The sequence below is a fragment of the Burkholderia sp. BCC1638 genome (assembly GCF_902833195.1).
Classification (GTDB): domain Bacteria; phylum Pseudomonadota; class Gammaproteobacteria; order Burkholderiales; family Burkholderiaceae; genus Burkholderia; species Burkholderia diffusa.
The window spans coordinates 79193-99480 of sequence record NZ_CADFEC010000019.1 but is presented as its reverse complement, the minus strand read 5'-3'; the positions used below and the strand labels follow the sequence as shown (position 1 = coordinate 99480).

General features: G+C 66.1%; 19 protein-coding genes and 1 other RNA gene. 6 read left to right on the top strand and 14 right to left on the bottom strand.

The window, feature by feature from the left end:
* Positions 1 to 93: 93 nt before the first annotated feature.
* The 3 genes from HWX22_RS21610 to ndk all read right to left on the bottom strand — a co-directional run bounded on the left by HWX22_RS21610 (position 94) and on the right by ndk (position 2829).
* Entirely contained in the window at positions 94 to 1071 is a 978-nt protein-coding gene (locus HWX22_RS21610) for a RodZ domain-containing protein (protein ID WP_175916364.1), read from the bottom strand.
* A 137-nt stretch (positions 1072 to 1208) separates the two neighbouring features.
* Positions 1209 to 2348 (bottom strand): 23S rRNA (adenine(2503)-C(2))-methyltransferase RlmN, encoded by a 1140-nt coding sequence (rlmN, locus tag HWX22_RS21605; RefSeq protein WP_175916363.1) that lies wholly within the window; start codon positions 2346 to 2348, stop codon positions 1209 to 1211.
* Positions 2349 to 2403: 55 nt separating this feature from the next.
* A complete protein-coding gene (gene ndk, locus HWX22_RS21600; protein WP_006478674.1) occupies positions 2404 to 2829 on the bottom strand; it encodes a nucleoside-diphosphate kinase in 426 nt (141 codons plus the stop codon).
* Between the two features lie 250 nt (positions 2830 to 3079).
* Here ndk and HWX22_RS21595 point away from each other — a divergent pair, with 250 nt between their 5' ends.
* Positions 3080 to 3778, top strand: a complete 699-nt coding sequence (locus HWX22_RS21595; RefSeq protein ID WP_006761414.1) for a Bax inhibitor-1/YccA family protein — start codon at positions 3080 to 3082, stop codon at positions 3776 to 3778.
* A 66-nt stretch (positions 3779 to 3844) separates the two neighbouring features.
* Here the strand turns inward: HWX22_RS21595 and rlmD are convergent, their stop codons facing one another.
* On the bottom strand, positions 3845 to 5242 hold the full coding sequence (gene rlmD, locus HWX22_RS21590; protein ID WP_082721843.1) for a 23S rRNA (uracil(1939)-C(5))-methyltransferase RlmD: 1398 nt from the start codon (positions 5240 to 5242) through the stop codon (positions 3845 to 3847).
* 209 nt (positions 5243 to 5451) lie between these two features.
* On the opposite strand from rlmD, the gene HWX22_RS21585 reads away from it, so the two are divergent.
* Positions 5452 to 6306, top strand: a complete 855-nt coding sequence (locus HWX22_RS21585; protein ID WP_175911914.1) for an endonuclease/exonuclease/phosphatase family protein — start codon at positions 5452 to 5454, stop codon at positions 6304 to 6306.
* A 27-nt stretch (positions 6307 to 6333) separates the two neighbouring features.
* Here HWX22_RS21585 and HWX22_RS21580 read toward each other — a convergent pair whose 3' ends face one another.
* From HWX22_RS21580 to ffs, 10 genes are all read right to left on the bottom strand, one after another.
* Positions 6334 to 7110 (bottom strand): 3'-5' exonuclease, encoded by a 777-nt coding sequence (locus HWX22_RS21580; protein WP_175911912.1) that lies wholly within the window; start codon positions 7108 to 7110, stop codon positions 6334 to 6336.
* Positions 7111 to 7113: 3 nt separating this feature from the next.
* The gene (gene rpoS / locus HWX22_RS21575) at positions 7114 to 8199 is read right to left on the bottom strand and encodes an RNA polymerase sigma factor RpoS (RefSeq protein ID WP_175916362.1); all 1086 of its coding nucleotides are present in this window, start codon (positions 8197 to 8199) and stop codon (positions 7114 to 7116) included.
* Positions 8200 to 8210: 11 nt separating this feature from the next.
* Positions 8211 to 9092: a peptidoglycan DD-metalloendopeptidase family protein gene (locus tag HWX22_RS21570; RefSeq protein WP_175916361.1), complete on the bottom strand. Its 882-nt coding sequence runs from the start codon at positions 9090 to 9092 to the stop codon at positions 8211 to 8213.
* Positions 9093 to 9097: 5 nt separating this feature from the next.
* Positions 9098 to 10027 carry a protein-L-isoaspartate(D-aspartate) O-methyltransferase gene (locus HWX22_RS21565; protein ID WP_059817537.1) on the bottom strand — a complete coding sequence of 310 codons (930 nt, stop codon included), beginning with the start codon at positions 10025 to 10027 and terminating at the stop codon, positions 9098 to 9100.
* Positions 10024 to 10785 (bottom strand): 5'/3'-nucleotidase SurE, encoded by a 762-nt coding sequence (surE, locus tag HWX22_RS21560; RefSeq protein WP_059817539.1) that lies wholly within the window; start codon positions 10783 to 10785, stop codon positions 10024 to 10026. The genes HWX22_RS21565 and surE overlap by 4 nt, the downstream gene beginning before the upstream one ends.
* 223 nt (positions 10786 to 11008) lie before the next feature.
* The gene (locus tag HWX22_RS21555) at positions 11009 to 12214 is read right to left on the bottom strand and encodes a CaiB/BaiF CoA-transferase family protein (RefSeq protein WP_175911906.1); all 1206 of its coding nucleotides are present in this window, start codon (positions 12212 to 12214) and stop codon (positions 11009 to 11011) included.
* A 48-nt stretch (positions 12215 to 12262) separates the two neighbouring features.
* On the bottom strand, positions 12263 to 12859 hold the full coding sequence (gene recR, locus HWX22_RS21550) for a recombination mediator RecR (RefSeq protein ID WP_014896897.1): 597 nt from the start codon (positions 12857 to 12859) through the stop codon (positions 12263 to 12265).
* A gap of 31 nt (positions 12860 to 12890) precedes the next feature.
* On the bottom strand, positions 12891 to 13217 hold the full coding sequence (locus tag HWX22_RS21545; protein ID WP_006755698.1) for a YbaB/EbfC family nucleoid-associated protein: 327 nt from the start codon (positions 13215 to 13217) through the stop codon (positions 12891 to 12893).
* A gap of 94 nt (positions 13218 to 13311) precedes the next feature.
* Complete coding sequence (gene dnaX, locus HWX22_RS21540) at positions 13312 to 15651, bottom strand: DNA polymerase III subunit gamma/tau (RefSeq protein ID WP_175916360.1); 2340 nt, start codon at positions 15649 to 15651, stop codon at positions 13312 to 13314.
* 127 nt (positions 15652 to 15778) lie between these two features.
* An RNA gene (gene ffs, locus HWX22_RS21535) (signal recognition particle sRNA small type) lies at positions 15779 to 15877 on the bottom strand.
* A 415-nt stretch (positions 15878 to 16292) separates the two neighbouring features.
* Between ffs and trxA the strand changes: the two genes are divergently transcribed.
* From trxA to HWX22_RS21515, 4 genes are all read left to right on the top strand, one after another.
* The gene (gene trxA / locus HWX22_RS21530) at positions 16293 to 16619 is read left to right on the top strand and encodes a thioredoxin TrxA (protein WP_006402348.1); all 327 of its coding nucleotides are present in this window, start codon (positions 16293 to 16295) and stop codon (positions 16617 to 16619) included.
* A gap of 194 nt (positions 16620 to 16813) precedes the next feature.
* Complete coding sequence (rho, locus tag HWX22_RS21525; RefSeq protein ID WP_006478662.1) at positions 16814 to 18076, top strand: transcription termination factor Rho; 1263 nt, start codon at positions 16814 to 16816, stop codon at positions 18074 to 18076.
* A gap of 132 nt (positions 18077 to 18208) precedes the next feature.
* On the top strand, positions 18209 to 18709 hold the full coding sequence (locus tag HWX22_RS21520) for a MerR family transcriptional regulator (protein ID WP_059693252.1): 501 nt from the start codon (positions 18209 to 18211) through the stop codon (positions 18707 to 18709).
* On the top strand, positions 18706 to 20262 hold the full coding sequence (locus tag HWX22_RS21515) for an MFS transporter (protein WP_175916359.1): 1557 nt from the start codon (positions 18706 to 18708) through the stop codon (positions 20260 to 20262). The genes HWX22_RS21520 and HWX22_RS21515 overlap by 4 nt, the downstream gene beginning before the upstream one ends.
* Positions 20263 to 20288: the final 26 nt, after the last annotated feature.

Here is a 20288-nt window from a genome sequence, read left to right as displayed (position 1 = left end):
TACGCGGAATGCGCCGCGAGGCGGCGCATGAATTGAAAAAGCGCCGTGCCCTTGCGGCCTGTCCAGGACAGACCTGCGTCACGGCGCTTGACGTCAGGGCAGCGTGAACCGCGCCACGTTACCCCGCGCTGCCGAATATTTCGCCGGATCGACAGGTTTTCCGTCGAACGCGACCGTATCAAGACCTGCCTTGTTGCCGATCGTCACCTTGAACGGCCCGTCGCCGGCAACCTGCTTCGTCTCGCCGGCCCGCACCAGCGCCGAGAACAGCTCCTTGCCGCTCTTGTCACGCACGCTGAACCAGCAATCCTGCTTGACCTTCAGTTCGACCATCGACTGGCCTGCCGCCACCACGACGCTCGCGGGCTGCACCGGCACGGCCGCGCTGCTCGCCGCTGCCGTCGCGACGATCGGTTGCGACGCAGGCACGACGGCCGTCGGCGCTGAAGCAACCGGAGCAGCCGACGCAACGACCTGCGGTGCCGCGGTGGATGCTGCAACCTGGGCCGGGACGTCGTTGCCGACTGCCGCCGGCGCGCTCGCCGCCGACGCATGTTCGGTGTCGCCGCCGCCCTTGAAGCGCGCGAGCCAGCTCGACGAATCGCCGCCAGTGTGCCACATGAGCACCGCGATCACCGCGACGACAACGATCGCCGTTCCCCACAGCCACGGATGATGGCGCGAAGAGCCGCCGAGCGGAATCGACACGCGACCACGCGGCAGATCCGTCCCCGACGACGCAGGCATCGACAGATCGACCTCCGGCACGCCCCGCTCGCGGCGCAATGCCTGTGCAAACGGCTCGGGATCGACGCCAAGCATTTTCGCGTAGCTGCGCACGACGCCGAGCGCGAACGTCACGCCGGGCAAATGGCTGATGTCGCCTGCCTCGAGCGCACGCAGCTTCTGCGGGGCGACCTTGAGCCGCGCCGACACGTCATCGACCGTCCAACCCTTGGCTTCCCGGAGCTGCGCCAGCCGGCTGCCGACGGCTGCCAGCGTTTCAAGCCCTGCCTGCGCCGGCTTCGCGGCATTCGTCTCTGCGCCGTTTGTCGGCTGCGGCTCACTCATCCTTGTCCTCGCGTCGATTCTTCTTCACTGGCGGGCGCCGCCGGCCCCCGCAACCGTCCATATCATGCGCGGCGCCGAGGCGCCGCGACCGATCGCTATTCGCGTGTTGTACCGCCAAAAAGGTTCGGGCATCCCCGTCAAACCGCCCGAACTTCGATGATTTTTGCTGCTGCGCCCGTTCGCTCCGCGAGTCGCGTGCGATCCTTCACGGCGCCGGCCAGCTGGCCGCACGCGGCGTCAATGTCGTCGCCGCGCGTCTTGCGCACGGTCGTGACGACACCCGCGTCGATGAGGACCTGTGCGAAACGCTTGATCTGCTCCGGCTTCGAGCGGATGAGGCCCGATTCCGGAAACGGATTGAACGGGATCAGATTGAACTTGCAGGGCACGTCGCGCGTGACGGCCAGCAGTTCGCGCGCATGCGCTTCGGTGTCGTTGACGCCGTCGAGCATGCAGTATTCGAAAGTAATGAAGTCGCGTGGCGCAACTTTCAGATAACGCTGGCACGCGGCCATCAGCTCGCGAAGCGGATGCTTCTTGTTGAGCGGCACCAGCTCGTCGCGCAGCGCGTCGTTCGGCGCGTGCAGCGAAACGGCGAGCGCGACCGGCAGTTCGGCGCCGAGGCGGTCCATCATCGGCACCACGCCGGACGTCGACAACGTGACGCGGCGGCGCGACAGGCCGTAAGCGTTGTCGTCGAGCATCAGCCGCATCGCGGGCACGACCGCGCTGTAGTTCAGCAGCGGCTCGCCCATGCCCATCATCACCACGTTGGTGACGACCCGTTCGGCCTTGCCGTTCGAACCGGGCGCGCGACCAAGCGACGCACGCAATGCAAATTCGGCCATCCGGAGCTGGCCGATGATTTCGGCTGTCGACAGATTGCGGGAGAAACCCTGCTTGCCCGTCGAGCAGAAGCGGCAGTTGACCGCACACCCGGCCTGCGACGACACACACAGCGTGCCGCGCGTCTCTTCCGGGATGAAAACGGTTTCGACCGCATTGCCGTTTCCGACGTCGATCAGCCACTTGCGCGTGCCGTCGGTGGAAACGTGATCGCTGACGATATCGGGCATCACAATCGACGCGCGGCCCTTGAGCTTTTCTCTCAGGGACTTCGCGAGGTCGGTCATGCCGTCGAAATCGCCGGCGTTGTACTGATGGATCCAGCGCTGCAACTGCTTGGCGCGGAACGGCTTCTCGCCGAGGCTGCCGCAGTACGCGACAAGACCCTCGGCATCGAAGTCGAGAAGATTGACGGAAGTTTCGCTCGTCATGATGTGCTGCCTTGCCGCGTGCGCTGAATCCTGCCTACTTATTGCCAGCCAGGGCTTAGCGCGAGTAGACGTTCATTTCCGGGAAGAAGAACGCGATTTCGACCGCAGCCGTTTCGGCAGCGTCCGAGCCGTGCACGGCGTTCGCGTCGATGCTGTCGGCGAAGTCGGCGCGGATCGTGCCCTTTTCCGCCTTCTTCGGATCCGTCGCGCCCATCAGGTCGCGGTTCTTCAGGATCGCGCCTTCACCTTCCAGAACCTGGATCATCACCGGGCCCGAGATCATGAAATCGACGAGATCCTTGAAGAACGGACGTGCTGCGTGAACTGCGTAGAACTTCTCTGCGTCCGCACGCGACAGGTGTGCCATGCGCGATGCGACGATCTTCAGGCCGGCGCCTTCGAAACGGCTGTAGATCTGGCCGATCACGTTCTTTGCCACCGCATCCGGCTTGATGATCGACAGGGTGCGCTCGATTGCCATAAAAACTCCAAGAAATTAAGAAGTTACAGGTTCAAATGAATCCGCTATTGTAGCACGATCCCGTGTATCATTGCGATTGAACCCTTACACGAGTGAAAGGTTCAGAATCCATATGTTTTTGCGCCGCCCGGCCATTGAAACCTCGCGGCGCGGAACGTATCTTAGCCATAGCTGCTCCGGTTTGCTGCGCCGCACACCGCGTGCGCCGAACCGGCCCGGGACGCCCACGCGTTCAATGTTAGGAGAAACCATGAACGACTATCCGTACAATTTCGGCCGCGGCGGCTCCGTCAGCACCGCGGAGGTTCGCAATCGCGTGCTGCGGAACACATACTGGCTGCTCGCGCTGTCGATGGTGCCGACGGTGCTGGGCGCATGGGTCGGCGTCGCGACGGGCTTCTCGCTGTTCGCGGCCACGAGCCCGATGATGAGCCTGCTCGCGTTCTTCGCGATCGCGTTCGGCTTCATGTTCGCGATCGAGCGGACGAAAAACAGCGCGGCCGGCGTGTTCGTGCTGCTCGGCTTCACGTTCTTCATGGGCCTGATGCTGTCGCGCCTGCTGAGCTTCATCCTCGGCTTCTCGAACGGCCCGTCGCTGATCATGCTCGCGTTCGGCGGCACCGGCATCATCTTCGCCGCGATGGCGACGATCGCCACGGTCAGCAAGCGTGACTTCTCGGGGCTCGGCAAGTGGCTGTTCATGGGCGTGATCGTGATCCTGCTTGCCTCGGTCGCGAACATCTTCCTGCAACTGCCGGCGCTGATGCTCACCGTGTCCGTGCTCGCGATCGCGATCTTCTCGGCCTACATGCTGTTCGACGTCCAGCGCGTCGTGAACGGTGGCGAGACGAACTACATCTCGGCTACGCTTGCGATCTACCTCGATCTGTACAACGTGTTCACGAACCTGCTCGCGCTGCTGGGCATCTTCGGCGGCAACCGCAACTGACGGTCGCTGTACACCATAAAAAAACCGGCCCTCGAGGCCGGTTTTTTACGTCCGCCGCCCGCCCGCTCAATCGCGCTCGAACAACGCGATCGATTCGACGTGCGACGTATTCGGGAACATGTTCACGACCCCGGCACCCTTCAGCCGATAGCCGGCCTCGTGCACGAGCAGGCCCGCGTCGCGCGCGAGCGTCGACGGGTTGCACGACACGTAGACGATGCGCTTCGGCAGCGGGCCTTCGCCGCTCTGCGCGATTTCGGCCAGCGCCTTCGACACCGCGAGAGCGCCTTCGCGCGGCGGATCGATCAGGAACTTGTCGAACGCGCCGAGCGCACGGAGGTCGTCGCCCGTGACCTCGAACAGGTTCCGGCACGCGAACGTCGTGTGGCCGTCGACACCGTTCTCGCGCGCATTCGCCAGCGCACGCGTCGTCAGCGTCTCGCTGCCTTCGATGCCCATCACCTCGCGCGACAGCCGCGCCAGCGGCAGCGTGAAGTTGCCGATCCCGCAGAACAGGTCGAGCACGCGATCGTCGCGCGACGGCGCAAGCAGGCGCAGTGCGCGGCCCACCAGCACGCGGTTGATCTGATGGTTGACCTGCGTGAAGTCGGTCGGCTTGAACGGCATGCGGATACCGAACTCCGGCAGCGTGTAGTCGAGCGGCACGTCGAGCGGATAGAACGGCGTGACCGTGTCCGGGCCCTTCGGCTGAAGCCAGAACTGCACCTTGTGCTCATCCGCGAACGCGCGCAGCAGCGCTTCGTCATCCGCATTGATCGGCTCCAGCACGCGCAGCACCAGCGCCGTGACTTGCGAACCGACCGCGAGCTCGATCTGCGGCATCCGGTCACGGATCGACAGTCCCTCCACCAGCCGACGCAGCGGCACGAGCATCGCCGACACGTGCGGCGGCAACACTTCGCAACTCGTCATGTCGGCGACATAGCTGCTCTTCTTTTCATGGAATCCAACCAGCACGCCGCCCTTCTTCGCGACGTTGCGCACGGTCAGGCGCGCACGGTAGCGGTAGCCCCACGACGGACCGTGGATCGGCGCGAACACCGTCTCGGCGCGCAGCTTCGACAGGTGCCACAGGTTGTCCTCGAGCACGCGCTGCTTGATCGCCACCTGCGCACGCATGTCGAGGTGCTGCATCGAGCAGCCGCCGCAGGTGCCGAAGAATTTGCACTTCGGCTGCGTGCGCAGCACGCTCGGGCGCAGAATATCGACAACGGTCGCCTGCTCGTAGCTCGGCTTGCGACGATAGCTCGAATAGGTCACGCGCTCGCCGGGCAACGCGCCCTCGACGAAGATGACCTTGCCCGGCGAGCCGTCTTCGGTCGTCGTGCGGCCGACACCGCGCGCTTCCATGTCGAGCGATTCGATCTCGAGAACCGGGGCAGGCCCGGGCGCGACGGGCGCATTTTTCGATTTGCGCGCAGAAGTGGGGACGGCTTCGGACACCAGCTTTTCCTGACAAAACGTTGAAGAAGGCGAGATTGTAGACGACGAAAGCCCGCATCGCCTGCTTTCGTGGCGCAAGCGTCGAGATGGATGCGTCTACCGCGCCGCGTCATGCAGGAACGGTCTGCCGGCGGCCCGCATGCGCCGCGTCTCGCCCCAGGCCACGAGCGGCACAGGTTCTGCGCGCGGAAGACTCAGGAGACTCGACCATGCGACTGATCGACTGGAACGTTCAATGGGGTCGGGACGCGGACGGCGTCGTCGACCTCCCCCGCACCATCGCCGCCGCCCGCGGGCTCGTCGACTTCGACGTGTTCTGTCTGCAGGAAGTGACGCGCGGCTTCGGCGCCCTGCCCGGCCGGCCAGGCCCCGACCAGTTCGCCGAGCTGGCGGCGTTGCTGCCCGGCTATACGATCGTCGACGCGATCGGCGCCGACTTGCCGGCGCTCGAACCCGGCGCGCCGCGCCGCCAGTTCGGCAATGCGATCGCGTCCCGGCTACCCGTCCGGCGCGTGCTGCGCCACCTGCTGCCGTGGCCGGCCGACGCGGGCGCGCCGTCAATGCCGCGTGTCGCGCTGGACGTCGAGCTGGTGACCCGGTCGGGCCCGCTGCGGGTCGTCACGACGCACCTCGAATTCTATTCGGCACGCCAGCGACTCACGCAGGTCGATGCGTTGCGTGATAGGCATCGCGAGGCCTGCGGCCACGCGGACCGGCCCGCGCCGGCAGAAAATGCGACGGGGCCGTTCAGCGCGACCGGCCAGCCGCGCGACGCGATCATCTGCGGCGATTTCAACAGCGCGTTCGACAGCGATGCGTACCGGCGCATGCTGGCGCCGATCGCCGACGCGCCGCCGTTCGTCGATGCGTGGATTGCCCGCCACCCGGGCTGCACGCCGCCACCGACTGCCGGCGTCTATGACACGGCACAATGGTCGGAAGGACCGCTCGCATGTGATTTCGTGTTCGTGACCGATACGCTGCTGCCACGCGTCACGCGCTGCGAGATCAACGGTGACCTGCGCGCGTCGGATCATCAACCGGTCGTGCTCGAACTCGATTGATCGCTGCCGCGGCGCGAGCCGCCCGCATCACACGTCGAAACCGGCTAGGTATTCGGTCCAATGCGACGCGGGCTCCTGTGCCAGCGCGTTCTTCACGAGCAGGATCTCGTCAGCATATTCGCTCGGCGTCAGGCCGCCGCGCATCAGCTGGAACCGGCAATACAGCAGGTAAGTATTGACGACGTCGGTTTCGCAATAGTTGCGGATTTCCTCGATCCGGCCGTCCTGGAACGCGGGCCACACTTGGCTGCCGTCCATCCCGAGCTTGCCCGGAAAACCGCACAGCTTCGCGAGCGCGTCGAGCGGCGCGTTCGCGCGCGCCTGATACATCGCGAGCACGTCCATCAGATCGGTGTGTCGCGAGTGATAGCGCGAGATGTAGTTGTTCCACTTGAAGTCGCGGTCATCCTCGCCCAGATCCCAGTAGCGCGTCGCGGGGATCCCGTGCACGAGCGCACGGTAATGGAGCACCGGCAGATCGAAGCCGCCGCCGTTCCACGACACGAGCTGCGGCGTGTATTTCTCGATCACGCGGTAGAACGACTGGACCAGCGTCGCCTCGTTGTCCTGGGGCGTGCCCAGCGAGCGCACGCGAAAACCGTTGTTGTCGCGGAACACGCAGGAAATCGCCGCGATGCGCTGCAGGTGATGCGGCAGGAAATCGCTGCCGGTCTTCTCGCGACGCGCGGCGAATGCATGTTCGGCCACCGCGGCATCGTCGAGCGTCGCGGGCAGGTCTTCCAGACGGCGAATGCCGTCGACATCGGGAATGGTCTCGATGTCAAAAACGAGAATCGGAGTCATCGGTTACAGAACGGCGTCCTTGCGCACGCCGTTGGAGGCAAAGAACCGCTTGAGGCGCACCAGCGCTTCCTGCTGGATCTGCCGCACGCGCTCGCGCGTGAGCCCCATCTCGTCGGCCAGCTCCTCGAGCGTGGCCGGTTCGATGTGGTTCAGGCCGAAGCGGCGCTCGATCACGTGCCGATGCTTGTCGGACAGCCGCGACAGCCACGCACGCGTCAGCGTCTCGAGTTCGCGGTGCTGCACCTCGGCGTCGGGCGACTGGCTCTGGTCGTCGGGCAGCAGGTCGAGCAGGCTGCTCGCGGGATCGAGATCGAGCGGTGCGTCGAGCGACGCGGTGTGCTCGTTGAGCGCGAGGATGTCGGTGACTTCCTCGGCGGTCTTGCCGGTGAGATAGGCGATGTCGTCGATGCTGGCTTCGCGGCGCTCGGCCGCCTCGCCCGTCGACATCGAATTCTTTTCGAGGTGGCGTTTCGCACGGAGCACCTGGTTCAGTTCGCGGATCACGTGCACGGGCAGGCGCACGGTGCGAGCCTGGTTCATGATCGCACGTTCGATGCTCTGGCGGATCCACCACGTCGCGTAGGTCGAGAAACGAAAGCCGCGCGTCGGGTCGAATTTCTCGATCGCGTGCATCAGGCCGAGGTTGCCTTCCTCGATCAGGTCGAGCAACGGCACGCCGCGGTTCAGGTAACCCTTCGCGATGCTGACGACGAGACGCAGGTTGCGCTCGATCATCACCTGCCGGGCCTCGAATTCGCCAGCCTTCGCAAGACGCGAATAGCGCTGCTCCTCCTCGACGGTCAGGAGCGGCTTCACGCTGATGCGATTCAGGTAATGCTGGATCGTGTCGGCCGTGAGTTCGGCCTGCAGCAATGCGCGGAAATCGTCGACGTCGGGCGCGGCTTCCGCACGGCCTTCGCGCTCGTCGTCGCCGTCCGCTTCGGCGTCGCGCGCCTCGAGATCACGTTCGTTTTCCGCGACGTCGTCTTCGTCGTCCGTCGAAGCGCCAGCTCGCTCCGCCGATGCTTGCGTGGCACGACTGATCTTCTCAGACTCGGCTTGCGGCTCGTGGCGCTTCAATTTCGGCATGGTCGTCTCGGTTATTGAGGCGGCAAATACTTCAGCGGATCGACAGGTTTACCCTGCCGGCGAACCTCGAAATGCAGCATCACGCGGTCGGCATCGCTGTTACCCATCTCGGCGATCTTTTGCCCCTTCGTCACCGCGTCCCCCTCTTTTACCATCAAAGCGCGATTGTGTGCATACGCTGTGAGGTAAGTTGCATCGTGCTTGATGATAATGAGGTTGCCGTAACCACGCAGGCCGTTGCCCGAGTAGACGACGCGGCCGTCGGCCGCGGCCTTCACGGCCTCGCCAGACGTGCCGCCGATATTGACGCCCTTGTTCTTCGCGTCGTCGAAACCGTTCAGCACCGGGCCGCGCACGGGCCATGCAAACGTCACGGGGCCGCTGGGCGCTGCGGCCGTATCGCTCGATGCGGCGGCAGCCGGCGGCGTGCTCGCGGACGACGAGCCCGCGGCCGGCGTCGCGGGACCGCTGCTGAGCGGTGCGGTCGCGACGGCAGCGCCGGCGATCGGCGCGGCAGCCGGCGAGCCGGCAACCGCGGCACCGCCCGGCGGCGCGACGCGCAGCAATTGGTCGACTTCGATCTGGTTCGGGTTCGCCAGGTTGTTCCACGTGGCGATGTCGCGATAATTCTGCCCGTTTTCGAGTGCGATCCGGTACAGCGTATCGCCCGGTTTCACACGGTAGAAGCCGGGCGGCGGCGGGCCGAGCGGCACCGCCGGCTGCGCGGCGGCGGCCGTGCCGAGCGTTCCGGAGCGGTCGACGACGGGCGCGTTGTCGAGCCGCGTCGCACAGGCGGCCAGTAGCGTGGAGAACGCAGCCACACAGATCGCGCGCTGGGCGAACGTGAGCGGTTCCCTGGTTCGGTTGTTTTGCATCGCGCGCAACATACTCATCGGTTTCAAATCACTCCGGATTTTAAAGGGACAAAGAAAACGCGATCAAGCCGCGACTCCCGCCATTGCGCGTGCGCGACGCGCTCGACGAGCGTGAGCACCTGGGGCTGCCCGCTCTGCGCGCCGACCGGCGCGACGAGCCGCCCGCCGATCGCGAGTTGCTCGAGCAGCGCCTGCGGCACGTCGAGCCCCGCCGCCGCGATCACGATCGCGTCGAACGGGCCCGCAGCCGGCAGGCCGACACGCCCGTCGCCGTAATGCAGACGGATGTTCGGCACGCGCAGCGGCCGCAGGTTCAGCTTCGCGCGCTCGTAGAGCGGCTTGATGCGTTCAATCGAATACACGTCGCGCGCCACGTGACTCAGCACCGCGGCCTGGTAGCCGCAACCGGTGCCGATCTCGAGGACGCGCTCGAGCGTGCGGCCGGCCATCGCGAGCTCGATCATGCGCGCGACGACCGACGGCTTTGAAATCGTTTGCTGGTGGCCGATCGGCAGCGCGGCATCCTCATAGGCCTGCGTCGCGAGCCCCGGATCCACGAACATGTGGCGCGGCACCGCGGCCATCGCATCCAGCACGCGCGCATCGGTCACGCCGTTCGCGCGCAGGCGTTCGACCATGCGCTCGCGCACACGTTCCGACGTCAGCGCGAACGCACCGGCCGGCGCGACGCTCGGCGCAGCCGGCTTGGGCATCGCGGGCTTCGGCACGGTCGGTTTCGGCGCGGTCGCCGGCTTCGCGGCGGTCGTGCCGTGCACCGGGCGGGCGACGCCCGTCTTCACCGCCACCGGCTTCAGCACCGCGGCGGACTTGTCGACGGCCTTCGGCACCGCGCCCGCCGCATGGCGTTCGCCGGCCCGACCTTCCGATTTGCGTGGCGCTCGCTTGAGATCTTCGAGCGCGAGCGGAAACCGCTTCGCGCGCTCGCCGCTCATGAAGCCCGCCCTCCTGCGCGCACCCACTCGCGCGTCGCAGGCAGCATTTGCGTATGCGTGAGATCGAGCTGCAGCGGCGTGATCGATACGAAACCGTTTGCGACGGCGTGGAAATCGGTGCCTTCGCTCGCGTCCAGCGCCGCACCCGCGGCACCGATCCAGTAGACCGGCTCGCCGCGCGGGTCGGTCTGGCGAATCACCGGCTGCGACGGGTGACGCTTGCCGAGGCGCGTGACCTGCCAGCCTTTCAGTTCGTCGTACGGCAGATTCGGAATATTGACGTTCAGCAGCGGCTGACCGGGCAGCGGATGCGCGAGATAGTGTTCGACGATTTCCGCGGCGACGCGCGCCGCGTCCGTCAGATGCGCCCAGCCCTTCTCGGCCAGCGAAAACGCGATGGCCGGCACGCCGAACATGATGCCTTCGGTGGCGGCCGCAACTGTCCCTGAATAGAGCGTGTCTTCGCCCATGTTCTGGCCGTTGTTGATCCCGGACACGACGAGGTCGGGCCTCGCGTCGGCCATCCCCGTCAACGCGACGTGCACCGAATCGGTCGGCGTGCCGTTTACGTAGAAGAAACCCGTATTCGTCGCGCGCTGCACCGACAGCGGCCGCGACAGCGTGAGGGAATTCGATGCGCCGCTGCAGTTCTGCTCGGGCGCGATCACCGTGAGGTCGGCCAGCGGCTGCAGCGCGTCGCTGAGCGCGGCGAGACCGGGGGCGAGATAGCCGTCGTCGTTGCTGAGTAGGATTCGCATCCGGCGATTGTAACCGAGGAAAGATGGCGCGAGAGCGACAGTCAGGCGGCTGCGGACGGGCCTGCGTGCACGGTGCGTGCGCGGTGCGGCGGCGCATTGCGCGGCGGCGTTCCGCAGGCGCGAGACAACGTTATGCCGCCGCGCGTTTTCCGCCCCGAAGGGTGCCCGTCGGGAGAGGCTGCCCTCGCGGAGGCCCGACGCGAATCGCCCGGCCTTGGGGCACTCAGATCGCGCCGGCCTCGCGCAGCGCGGCGATCGCCTGTGCGTCGTAGCCGAGCCCGCGCAGCACCTCGTCCGTATGCTCGCCGAGTTCGGGCCCGAGCCAGCGCGTTTCGCCCGGCGTGTCGGACAGCTTCGGCGTGATGTTCGGCAGCGGAATGTCGGTGCCGTCGGCCAGCTTGAAACGCTGGATCATCTGCCGCGCGACGAACTGCGGATCGGTGAACATGTCGGCGGCGCTGTAGATACGCCCGGCCGGCACGTCGGCCGCGTTGAGCACGACGAGCGCCTCGTCGATCGTGCGCGGCGCGAGCCACGCGGCGATCGCATCGTCGATCTCCTGCGTGCGCGGCACGCGTCCGTCGTTCCGTGCAAGCGCCGGATCGTCGGCGAGATCGTCGCGTTCGATCGCCTTCATCAGTCGCTTGAAGATCGGGTCGCTGTTGCCGCCGATCACGATGCTGCCGTCGCGGCACGCGTAGGTGTTCGACGGCACGATGCCCGGCAGCGACGCACCGGTGCGCTCGCGCACCATCCCGTAAACGCCGTACTCGGGCACCACGCTTTCCATCATGTTGAACACCGCTTCATACAGCGCAACGTCGACCACCTGCCCTGCGCCGCCGTTCACCTTGCGGTGATGAAGTGCCATCAGCGCGCCGATCACGCCGTGCAGCGCGGCGATCGAATCGCCGATCGAGATGCCGATGCGCGGCGGCGGCAGGTCCGGATAGCCGGTGATGTGGCGCAACCCGCCCATCGATTCGGCGATCGCGCCAAAACCGGGCCGGTCGCGGTACGGGCCCGTCTGCCCGTAGCCGGACAGGCGCACCATCACGAGACCGGGGTTGTCGGTCGACAGCACGTCGTAGCCGAGCCCGAGCTTTTCGAGCAGGCCCGGGCGGAAGTTTTCGATCACGATGTCGGCCTCGCGCGCGAGCTGCCGCGCGATCGTCTTGCCGGCATCGGATTTCAGGTTGAGGGTGACCGATTTCTTGTTGCGTGCCTGGACCGACCACCACAACGACGTGCCGCCCTGCTCCGGATGCAGCTTGCGCCACTTGCGCAGCGGGTCGCCGCCGTTCGGATCCTCGATCTTGATCACTTCCGCGCCGAATTCAGCAAAGAGGCGCGACGCGAACGGCCCCGCGATCAGCGTCCCGAATTCGAGCACTTTGACGCCCGCGAGGGGGCCCTGGCTGGTGCTCATGTGTCTCCCTGACATGAGGAACGGCGCCGCCGGCCAGCGGCGCCCGGCTTACATCGTGCGGCGGTCGAGCATCGCGCGGGCGATCGTGCCCGCGTCGACGTATTCGAGCTCGCCGCCCACCGGCACGCCGCGCGCGAGGCGCGTGACCGCGAGCCCGCGCGCCTTCAGCGTCTGGCCGAGGTAGTGCGCGGTGGCTTCGCCCTCGTTCGTGAAGTTGGTCGCGAGCACGACTTCCTTGACGATCCCGTCGGACGCGCGCCGCACGAGGCGGTCGAAATGGATTTCCTTCGGGCCGATCCCGTCGAGCGGGCTCAGCCGCCCCATCAGCACGAAATACAGCCCGCGATACGTCATCGTCTGCTCGAGCATGATCTGATCGGCCGGCGTCTCGACGACACACAGCAGCGTCGGATCACGCTCCTCGTCGCTGCACACCTCGCAGATCTGCGCTTCCGTGAACGTATTGCACTTCTCGCAGTGCTGCAGGTGCTCGGTCGCGAACAGCAGCGACCGGCCGAGCCGCTCCGCGCCCTCCCGATCGTGCTGCATCAGGTGGTACGCCATGCGCTGCGCGGATTTCGGCCCGACGCCGGGCAATACGCGCAACGCTTCGACGAGCGCGGACAGGGCGGACGGCTGTTTCATACGGCGGCTGAAAGCTGAACGGACGCTGCGCTCAGAACGGCAGCTTGAAGCCCGGGGGCAGCGGCAGGCCCGACGTCATGCCGCTCATCTTTTCCTGCGACGTCGCCTCGGCCTTGCGCACGGCATCGTTGAACGCGGCCGCGACCAGATCCTCGAGCATGTCCTTGTCGTCCGCGAGCAGGCTCGGGTCGATCGCCACGCGACGCACTTCGTTGCGGCAGGTCATCGTCACCTTGACGAGGCCGGCACCCGACTGCCCTTCGACTTCGATCTGCGCAAGCTGCTCCTGCATCTTCTTCATGTTTTCCTGCATTTGCTGCGCTTGCTTCATCAGTCCGGCGAGGTTGCCTTTCAACATGGGAATACTCCTTCTTGATCGTGTGAAAACCGGCACGCGGCGCGTGCCGGTCAATGTGTGCGGGCGTGATTGTGCCTGTCGCGGTGCGATTCGTTCAATGCAGCGTCGGGGGCGTGCCGTCCGGCGCCGAATCGGCGAGCGGCCGCACCGAGCCTTCGACGATACGCGCGCCGAAGTCACGCACGAGCTGCTGGACGAACGGATCGCCATGGATGTCCTGCTCGGCCTCGCGCTGGCGTGCCGCACGCGCAGCCGCATCCAGCGCCGCCGCGGTGCGCCGTGCGGGCCCGACCTCGACCGCGACCTCGACAGGCTTGCCGAGCGCGTCGGCCAGGGCGGCCTTCAGCTTCGCCACCTGGGCGGCGTCCGCATACTGCGGCACCGGCACGGACAGTTTCAACGTCGTCGCGTCGACGGCCATCAGCTCGCTGTTGAACGCGAGCTGATACGCGACGCCCTTCAGCGGCAGCCGTGCGGCCAGCGCCGGCCATTCGCCGTCGAAGCCGACCGGATCGAGCGCGATCGCGGGTGGCAGCGGGCGCGTGTCGACCGGCGCGGACGGACGGGCCTCCGCCGGCTTCGGCGCAATGCGCACGTCGTCGGGGCCGCTGTCGAACACCGGCACGAAGCCGTCGTCCGCCGCACCGCCGAACATCTCGTCGGCGCTGAGCGGCACGTATTCGTCCGGCGGAATGTCTTCCCACGGCGGCGGGGCCTGACGCGTGTCGGCCGGCTGCGGCGCGCGTGCCGCCGCGCGCGGCGTAGGCACCTGCACGGCAGGTCGCGATGCCGCCGATTTCTCCGGGGCCGGTTGGGCCGGCGCCGGTTTCGACGCGCCGCCCGTCCGCGAGCGTTCGGACGACACGCGCATGCCGGCATTGCGCAGCACGTCGAGTGCGGCAGCCGCCCCCCCGCGGGCCGACGGGCGCGCGGCGGACTCGGCCGGCACTGCACGCGGCGCCTGTTCGGCAGCCGGCGCCGGTTCGTCGTTGCGCTTGGCGGCAGCAGGCAATTCGGGTTCGTTGCGGACAGCGGGCAACGCATCGCTCGTCGGCGCCGCTTGCGGTGCCGCGCTCGCTTCCGGCTGCGGCGAGACCGGCGCCGCGGCCGCTGTCGGCGTCGAAACAGGCTTCACGGCAGGCGGAGTCACGGCATCGTCAGACCGGGCCGGCGACGGACGCGCAGCAGGCGCGACCGGAGCGGCCGCTTGCGGGCGTGCCGCATCCGCGGCGGCTGCCGGTACCGAAGACGGCTTGGGCGCCGCCGACGCGGCAGCAGCCACACGCGACGCGGGCGCGGATACGGCACGCGGCACGGCCGGCTGACCGCCCGGCGCACTGCCGGCGCCGACGGCCGGCTCGAACGCGAGCATTCGCAGCAACGTCATCGTGAAGCCGGCGTATTCGTCCGGCGCGAGGCCGAGCTCCGCGCGCCCGACCGTCGCGATCTGATAGAACAGTTGAACCTGCTCGGGGCTCAGCGTCTCCGCGAAGCGGCGCAGTTCGGCCGCTTCCGGCCATTCGTCGAGGACCGAGCCCGGCGCGAACTGCGCCCATGCGATCCGATGCAGCAGGCTCGCAAGATCCTGCAGCGCGGTGGAAAAGGACAGGCTGCGCAGCGACATCTCGTCGGCGATCGCGAGAATCTCCGGGCCGTTGCCGGCCGCGAGCGCATCGAGCAGGCGCACCATGTAGGTCTGGTCGAGTGCGCCGAGCATGCCCGACACGGCCGATTCGGTCACTTCGTTCGCCGAATAGGCGATCGCCTGATCGGTCAGCGACAGCGCATCGCGCATGCTGCCCTGCGCGGCACGCGCGAGCAGGCGCAGCGCCTGCTGCTCGAACGAGATGCGCTCTTCGCCGAGGATCCGTTCAAGATGCGACACGATGTGCCCGGCCGGCATCTGCTTCAGGTTGAACTGCAGGCAGCGCGACAGCACGGTGACGGGAATTTTCTGCGGATCGGTCGTCGCGAGGATGAACTTGACGTGCGGCGGCGGCTCCTCGAGCGTCTTCAGCATCGCGTTGAACGCGTGGTTCGTCAGCATGTGCACTTCGTCGATCATGTAGACCTTGAAGCGCGCATCGACGGGCGCGTACACCGCGCGCTCGAGCAGCGCGGCCATTTCGTCGACACCGCGGTTGCTCGCCGCGTCCATTTCGACGTAATCGACGAAGCGGCCTTCGTCGATCTCGCGGCACGCGCGGCACACACCGCACGGCTGCGACGTGACGCCGGTTTCGCAGTTGAGCGCCTTCGCGAAGATCCGCGACAGCGTCGTCTTGCCGACGCCGCGGGTTCCGGTAAACAGATAGGCGTGATGGAGACGCCCGCCGTCGAGCGCGTGCGTGAGCGCCCTGACGACGTGCTCCTGGCCGACGAGCGAAGCGAAATCCTTCGGACGCCACTTGCGTGCGAGAACTTGATAGGTCATCGAGAAATTGTATCAGTAACGCTGCGTTGCGCCGACACGCGAAACGGTGCGGAAAACGGGCAACACGCAGGTAAAACGGAGAATGACGCAGAAATAAAAAACGCCCGGCGAACGGGGCGAGAGGAAAGGTGACGAGCCCGACCCTCGGCACTGGCGGAAAACGATTGTGGCTGCTTCGTTCCCGACCTGACCAGGTTCACCGCCCCACCATGCGAGGAGGCCCGTCACGGCATATTCTATCACCGCTTCCCGCCGAATGCGACCGTTTGTTCGCAACAAAGCGAAAGATCGAGCAAACCGACGCGCGTACGGGCACACCGATCCAGCGCGGGCTCGCGGATATATATATCGTGACGCTTGGTGACTCTTGCATTTTGCGCGCCGGCCTCCATCTTCGGGACACAACGGTCGAACGGCGCGTCGTACCCCTACTCGCGTAGCGGCTACTATCGCTGCCCGCAGCAGATAGCAATTTAGGCTAATATGACGCCCGAACGACCCGCGAGCCGCGCCATGCAGCGCTTACGCCCTTCCCTCGGAGAGCGGAGTGACCTGCCGCAGCGGCCGGTAGCCAATAAGGCCGCCGGAGCGCCGCAACGCGCCGAGCAGGCAGTCCCCGAACCGTAAGAGGTATTGACCCAATGAGCGAACAGATCAAACACATCAGCGACGCATCGTTCGAACAGGACGTCGTCAAATCCGACAAGCCCGTGCTCGTCGACTTCTGGGCCGAATGGTGCGGCCCGTGCAAGATGATCGCCCCGATCCTCGACGAAGTCGCGAAGGATTACGGCGACAAGCTGCAGATCGCGAAGATCAACGTCGACGACAACCAGGCAACGCCCGCGAAGTTCGGCGTGCGCGGCATCCCGACGCTGATCCTGTTCAAGAACGGCGCGGCCGCCGCGCAGAAGGTCGGCGCGCTGTCGAAGTCGCAGCTCACCGCATTCCTGGACAGCCACCTGTAATACCGGCCGTTCCGCGGACGTGTTGTCAACCGACAACACGTCCGCCGTCAAGCCGCCGATCGGCCGCTCAGGCGCGAATCGGCGTATGCTAGAATTAAAAAACGTCTACAAGACGCATTAAGTCTCAGAGCGCTTCCGCTCGCCCTCCTCCCTTATTCCTTTTCGTCGCTTCTCCTCCCTGGCGGGTTCTCCGTATGCATTTATCCGAGCTCAAGTCTCTGCACGTGTCCGAACTGATCGAAATGGCCAATGGCCTGGAGATCGAAAACGCGAACCGCCTGCGCAAGCAGGAGCTGATGTTCGCCATTCTCAAAAAGCGCGCCAAGACGGGAGAGACGATCTTCGGCGACGGCACGCTCGAAGTGCTGCCGGACGGTTTCGGCTTCCTGCGCTCGCCGGAAATGTCGTACCTCGCGAGCACCGACGACATCTATATCAGCCCGTCGCAGATCCGCCGCTTCAACCTGCACACCGGCGACACCATCGAAGGTGAAGTCCGCACGCCGAAGGACGGCGAGCGCTACTTCGCGCTGGTGAAGGTCGACAAAGTCAACGGGCAGCCGCCCGAGGCCTCGAAACACAAGATCATGTTCGAGAACCTCACGCCGCTGCACCCGAACAAGCCGCTGTCGCTCGAACGCGAAATGCGCGGCGAAGAGAACGTCACGGGCCGTATCATCGACATGATCGCGCCGATCGGCAAGGGCCAGCGCGGCCTGCTCGTCGCGTCGCCGAAGTCGGGCAAGACCGTGATGCTCCAGCACATCGCACACGCGATCAAGCAGAACCATCCGGACGTCATCCTGTTCGTGCTGCTGATCGACGAGCGCCCCGAAGAAGTGACCGAAATGCAGCGCTCCGTCGCCGGCGAAGTGATCGCCTCGACGTTCGACGAACCGGCCACGCGTCACGTGCAGGTCGCCGAAATGGTGATCGAGAAGGCCAAGCGCCTCGTCGAAATGAAGCACGACGTCGTGATCCTGCTCGACTCGATCACGCGTCTCGCACGCGCATACAACACCGTGATCCCGGCGTCGGGCAAGGTGCTGACGGGCGGTGTCGACGCGAACGCGCTGCAGCGCCCGAAGCGCTTCTTCGGTGCGGCGCGCAACATCGAGGAAGGCGGCTCGCTGACGATCATCGGCACCGCGCTGATCGAAACCGGCAGCCGCATGGACGACGTGATCTACGAAGAATTCAAGGGCACCGGCAACATGGAAGTGCACCTCGAGCGTCGTCTCGCGGAAAAGCGCGTCTATCCGTCGATCAACCTGAACAAGTCGGGCACGCGCCGCGAAGAAATGCTGATCAAACCCGAGATCCTTCAAAAGATCTGGGTGCTGCGCAAGTTCATCCACGACATGGACGAAGTCGAGGCGATGGAATTCCTGCTCGACAAGATCCGCCAGACGAAGAGCAACTCCGAGTTCTTCGACCTGATGCGCCGCGGCGGCTGATCGCCCCCGCCCCGCAACGAACGGCCGCCCGCGCGTTTCGCCCGGCGGCCGTTTTTTCATGCCAACATGAACGTGAACGTACAGGTTGATCTATAATCGCGCCATTGCCCCGACCCAGGCCCCGTCATCCCGATGCCGAACGACACTTCCCCCTCGCTGCTGACCGTGAGCGACGCCGCGTCGCGGCTCGGTGTCACACCGCGCACACTGAAGTATTACGAAGAGCGCGGGCTCGTCACGCCGTCACGCAGCGGCGGCCGCTATCGCCTTTACGACGAAGCCGATCTCGAACGCTTCGCCCGCATCCTGCGGCTGCGCGCGCTCGGCTTTTCGCTACACGGCATCACCGAGATGCTCAAGCGCCCACTGGAAGAAACGGGCGACGGCCGGCGCCGTTATTCGGACGCGTCGTTGCGCGACATCCGCTCGGGGCTCGCCGGGCAAATCGACACGCTCGATCGGCGGATCGCGGCCGTCCAGCGCGAGTTGAAGGAAGCCGTCGCGCTGCGCAAGGAACTGCAGCACGACATCGACTACATCGAACGGCGCCTCGCCGGCGAAAACCCCGACACGCTGATCGCGCAGCGGCAAGCCGAAGCCGGCACGCGGCGCGCGCGCAAGGACCGGGAATGAACGTCGCGCCAGGTCGCCCGCCACTGTGGAGCCGCGCGAACCTGCGCGCGGACCTGTTCCCGTGGGCGCTCGCGCTCGTCACTGGCATCGACTACTTCGACAACGCAGCCTTCTCGTTCTTCGCGAGCTACATCGCGGGCGGCATCAACGCGTCGCCCGACGAACTCGTGTGGTCGTCGAGCGCGTATGCGGTCACGGCCGTGCTCGGCATCCTGCAGCAGCAATGGTGGGTCGACCGGCTCGGACATCGCCGCTACGTCGCCGGCTGCATGCTGATGTTCTCGGTCGGCGCGATCGCGGCCGCGCTTGCCGACACGTCGCTCGAGCTCGCGTTCGCGCGCGGCTTCCAGGGCTACTTCATCGGCCCGATGATGGGTGCATGCCGGATCCTGATCCAGATCAGCTTCAAGCCGCAGGAGCGGCCGCCCGCCACGCGCGCGTTCCTGATCATGATCCTGCTCGGCAGCGCGCTTGCACCGATCGTCGGCGGCCTGCTCGTCGCGCATTCTACGTGGCGCGCGCTGTTCGCGTGCACCGCGCCCGCGGGCATCGCGTTCGCGATTCTCGCGCTCCTCACGCTGCCCGATTCGGGCAGGACGCCCGACGACGAACGCGGCTCCGGGCATTTCTGGCCGTACGTCGTGTTCGCGCTCGCGCAAGGCGCGCTGCAGATCGTGCTGCAGCAGGTGCACTACCAGCTCTACAGCGGCTCGCCGATGCTGATCCTGCTGACGATCGCGGGCCTCGGCGCGCTCGCGTGGTTCGCGTATCACCAGTGGAACCATCCGACGCCGCTCGTGCGACTGCATGCGTTTCGCGAGCGCACGTTCCAGGTCGGGCTGCTGCTGTACATGTTCTATTACTACGAGTCGACGGGCTTCAGCTACCTGACCTCCCGCCTGCTCGAAGGCGGGCTCGGCTATCCGGTCGAGAACGCCGGGCGCCTGGTCGGCACGATGTCGCTGATCTCGGCCACCGCGCTGTTCGCCTACCTGCGCCATGCGAAGCGCGTCACGCACAAGAAATGGTTCGTCGTGCCGGGGTTCGCGATCGCGATCGTCGCCGCGCTGTGGATGACGCGAATGACGCCCCAGGTCGGCGAGGCCGCGCTGATCGTCCCGTTGCTGCTGCGCGGGCTGTTGCTGCTGTTCATCGTGCTGCCGGTCGCGAACCTGACGTTCCGCATCTTCGCGATCGACGAATACACGCATGGCTACCGGCTGAAGAACATCGTGCGGCAACTGACGATCTCGTTCGCGACGTCGTCGGTGATCATCGTCGAGCAGCACCGGCTGGCGGTACATCAGACGCGGCTCGTGGAGCGCGCGAACGTGTTCGATCCGCTGTTCCAGCAAACGGTCGACGCTCTCACGCACAGCTATGCGGCCGCCGGCCATGCACTGAACGAGGCGCACGCCCTCGCGATCGCATCGATCGCCCGGATGGTCGCGCAACAGGCGTCGTTTCTCGCGTCGCTCGACGGTTTCTATTTCCTCGCGGGCGTCGCGCTCGTTGGCGGCCTCTTCGCGGCATGGCAAAAAGAGATCGATTGAGTTAAAAGACAGGCTTTGGATTCTCC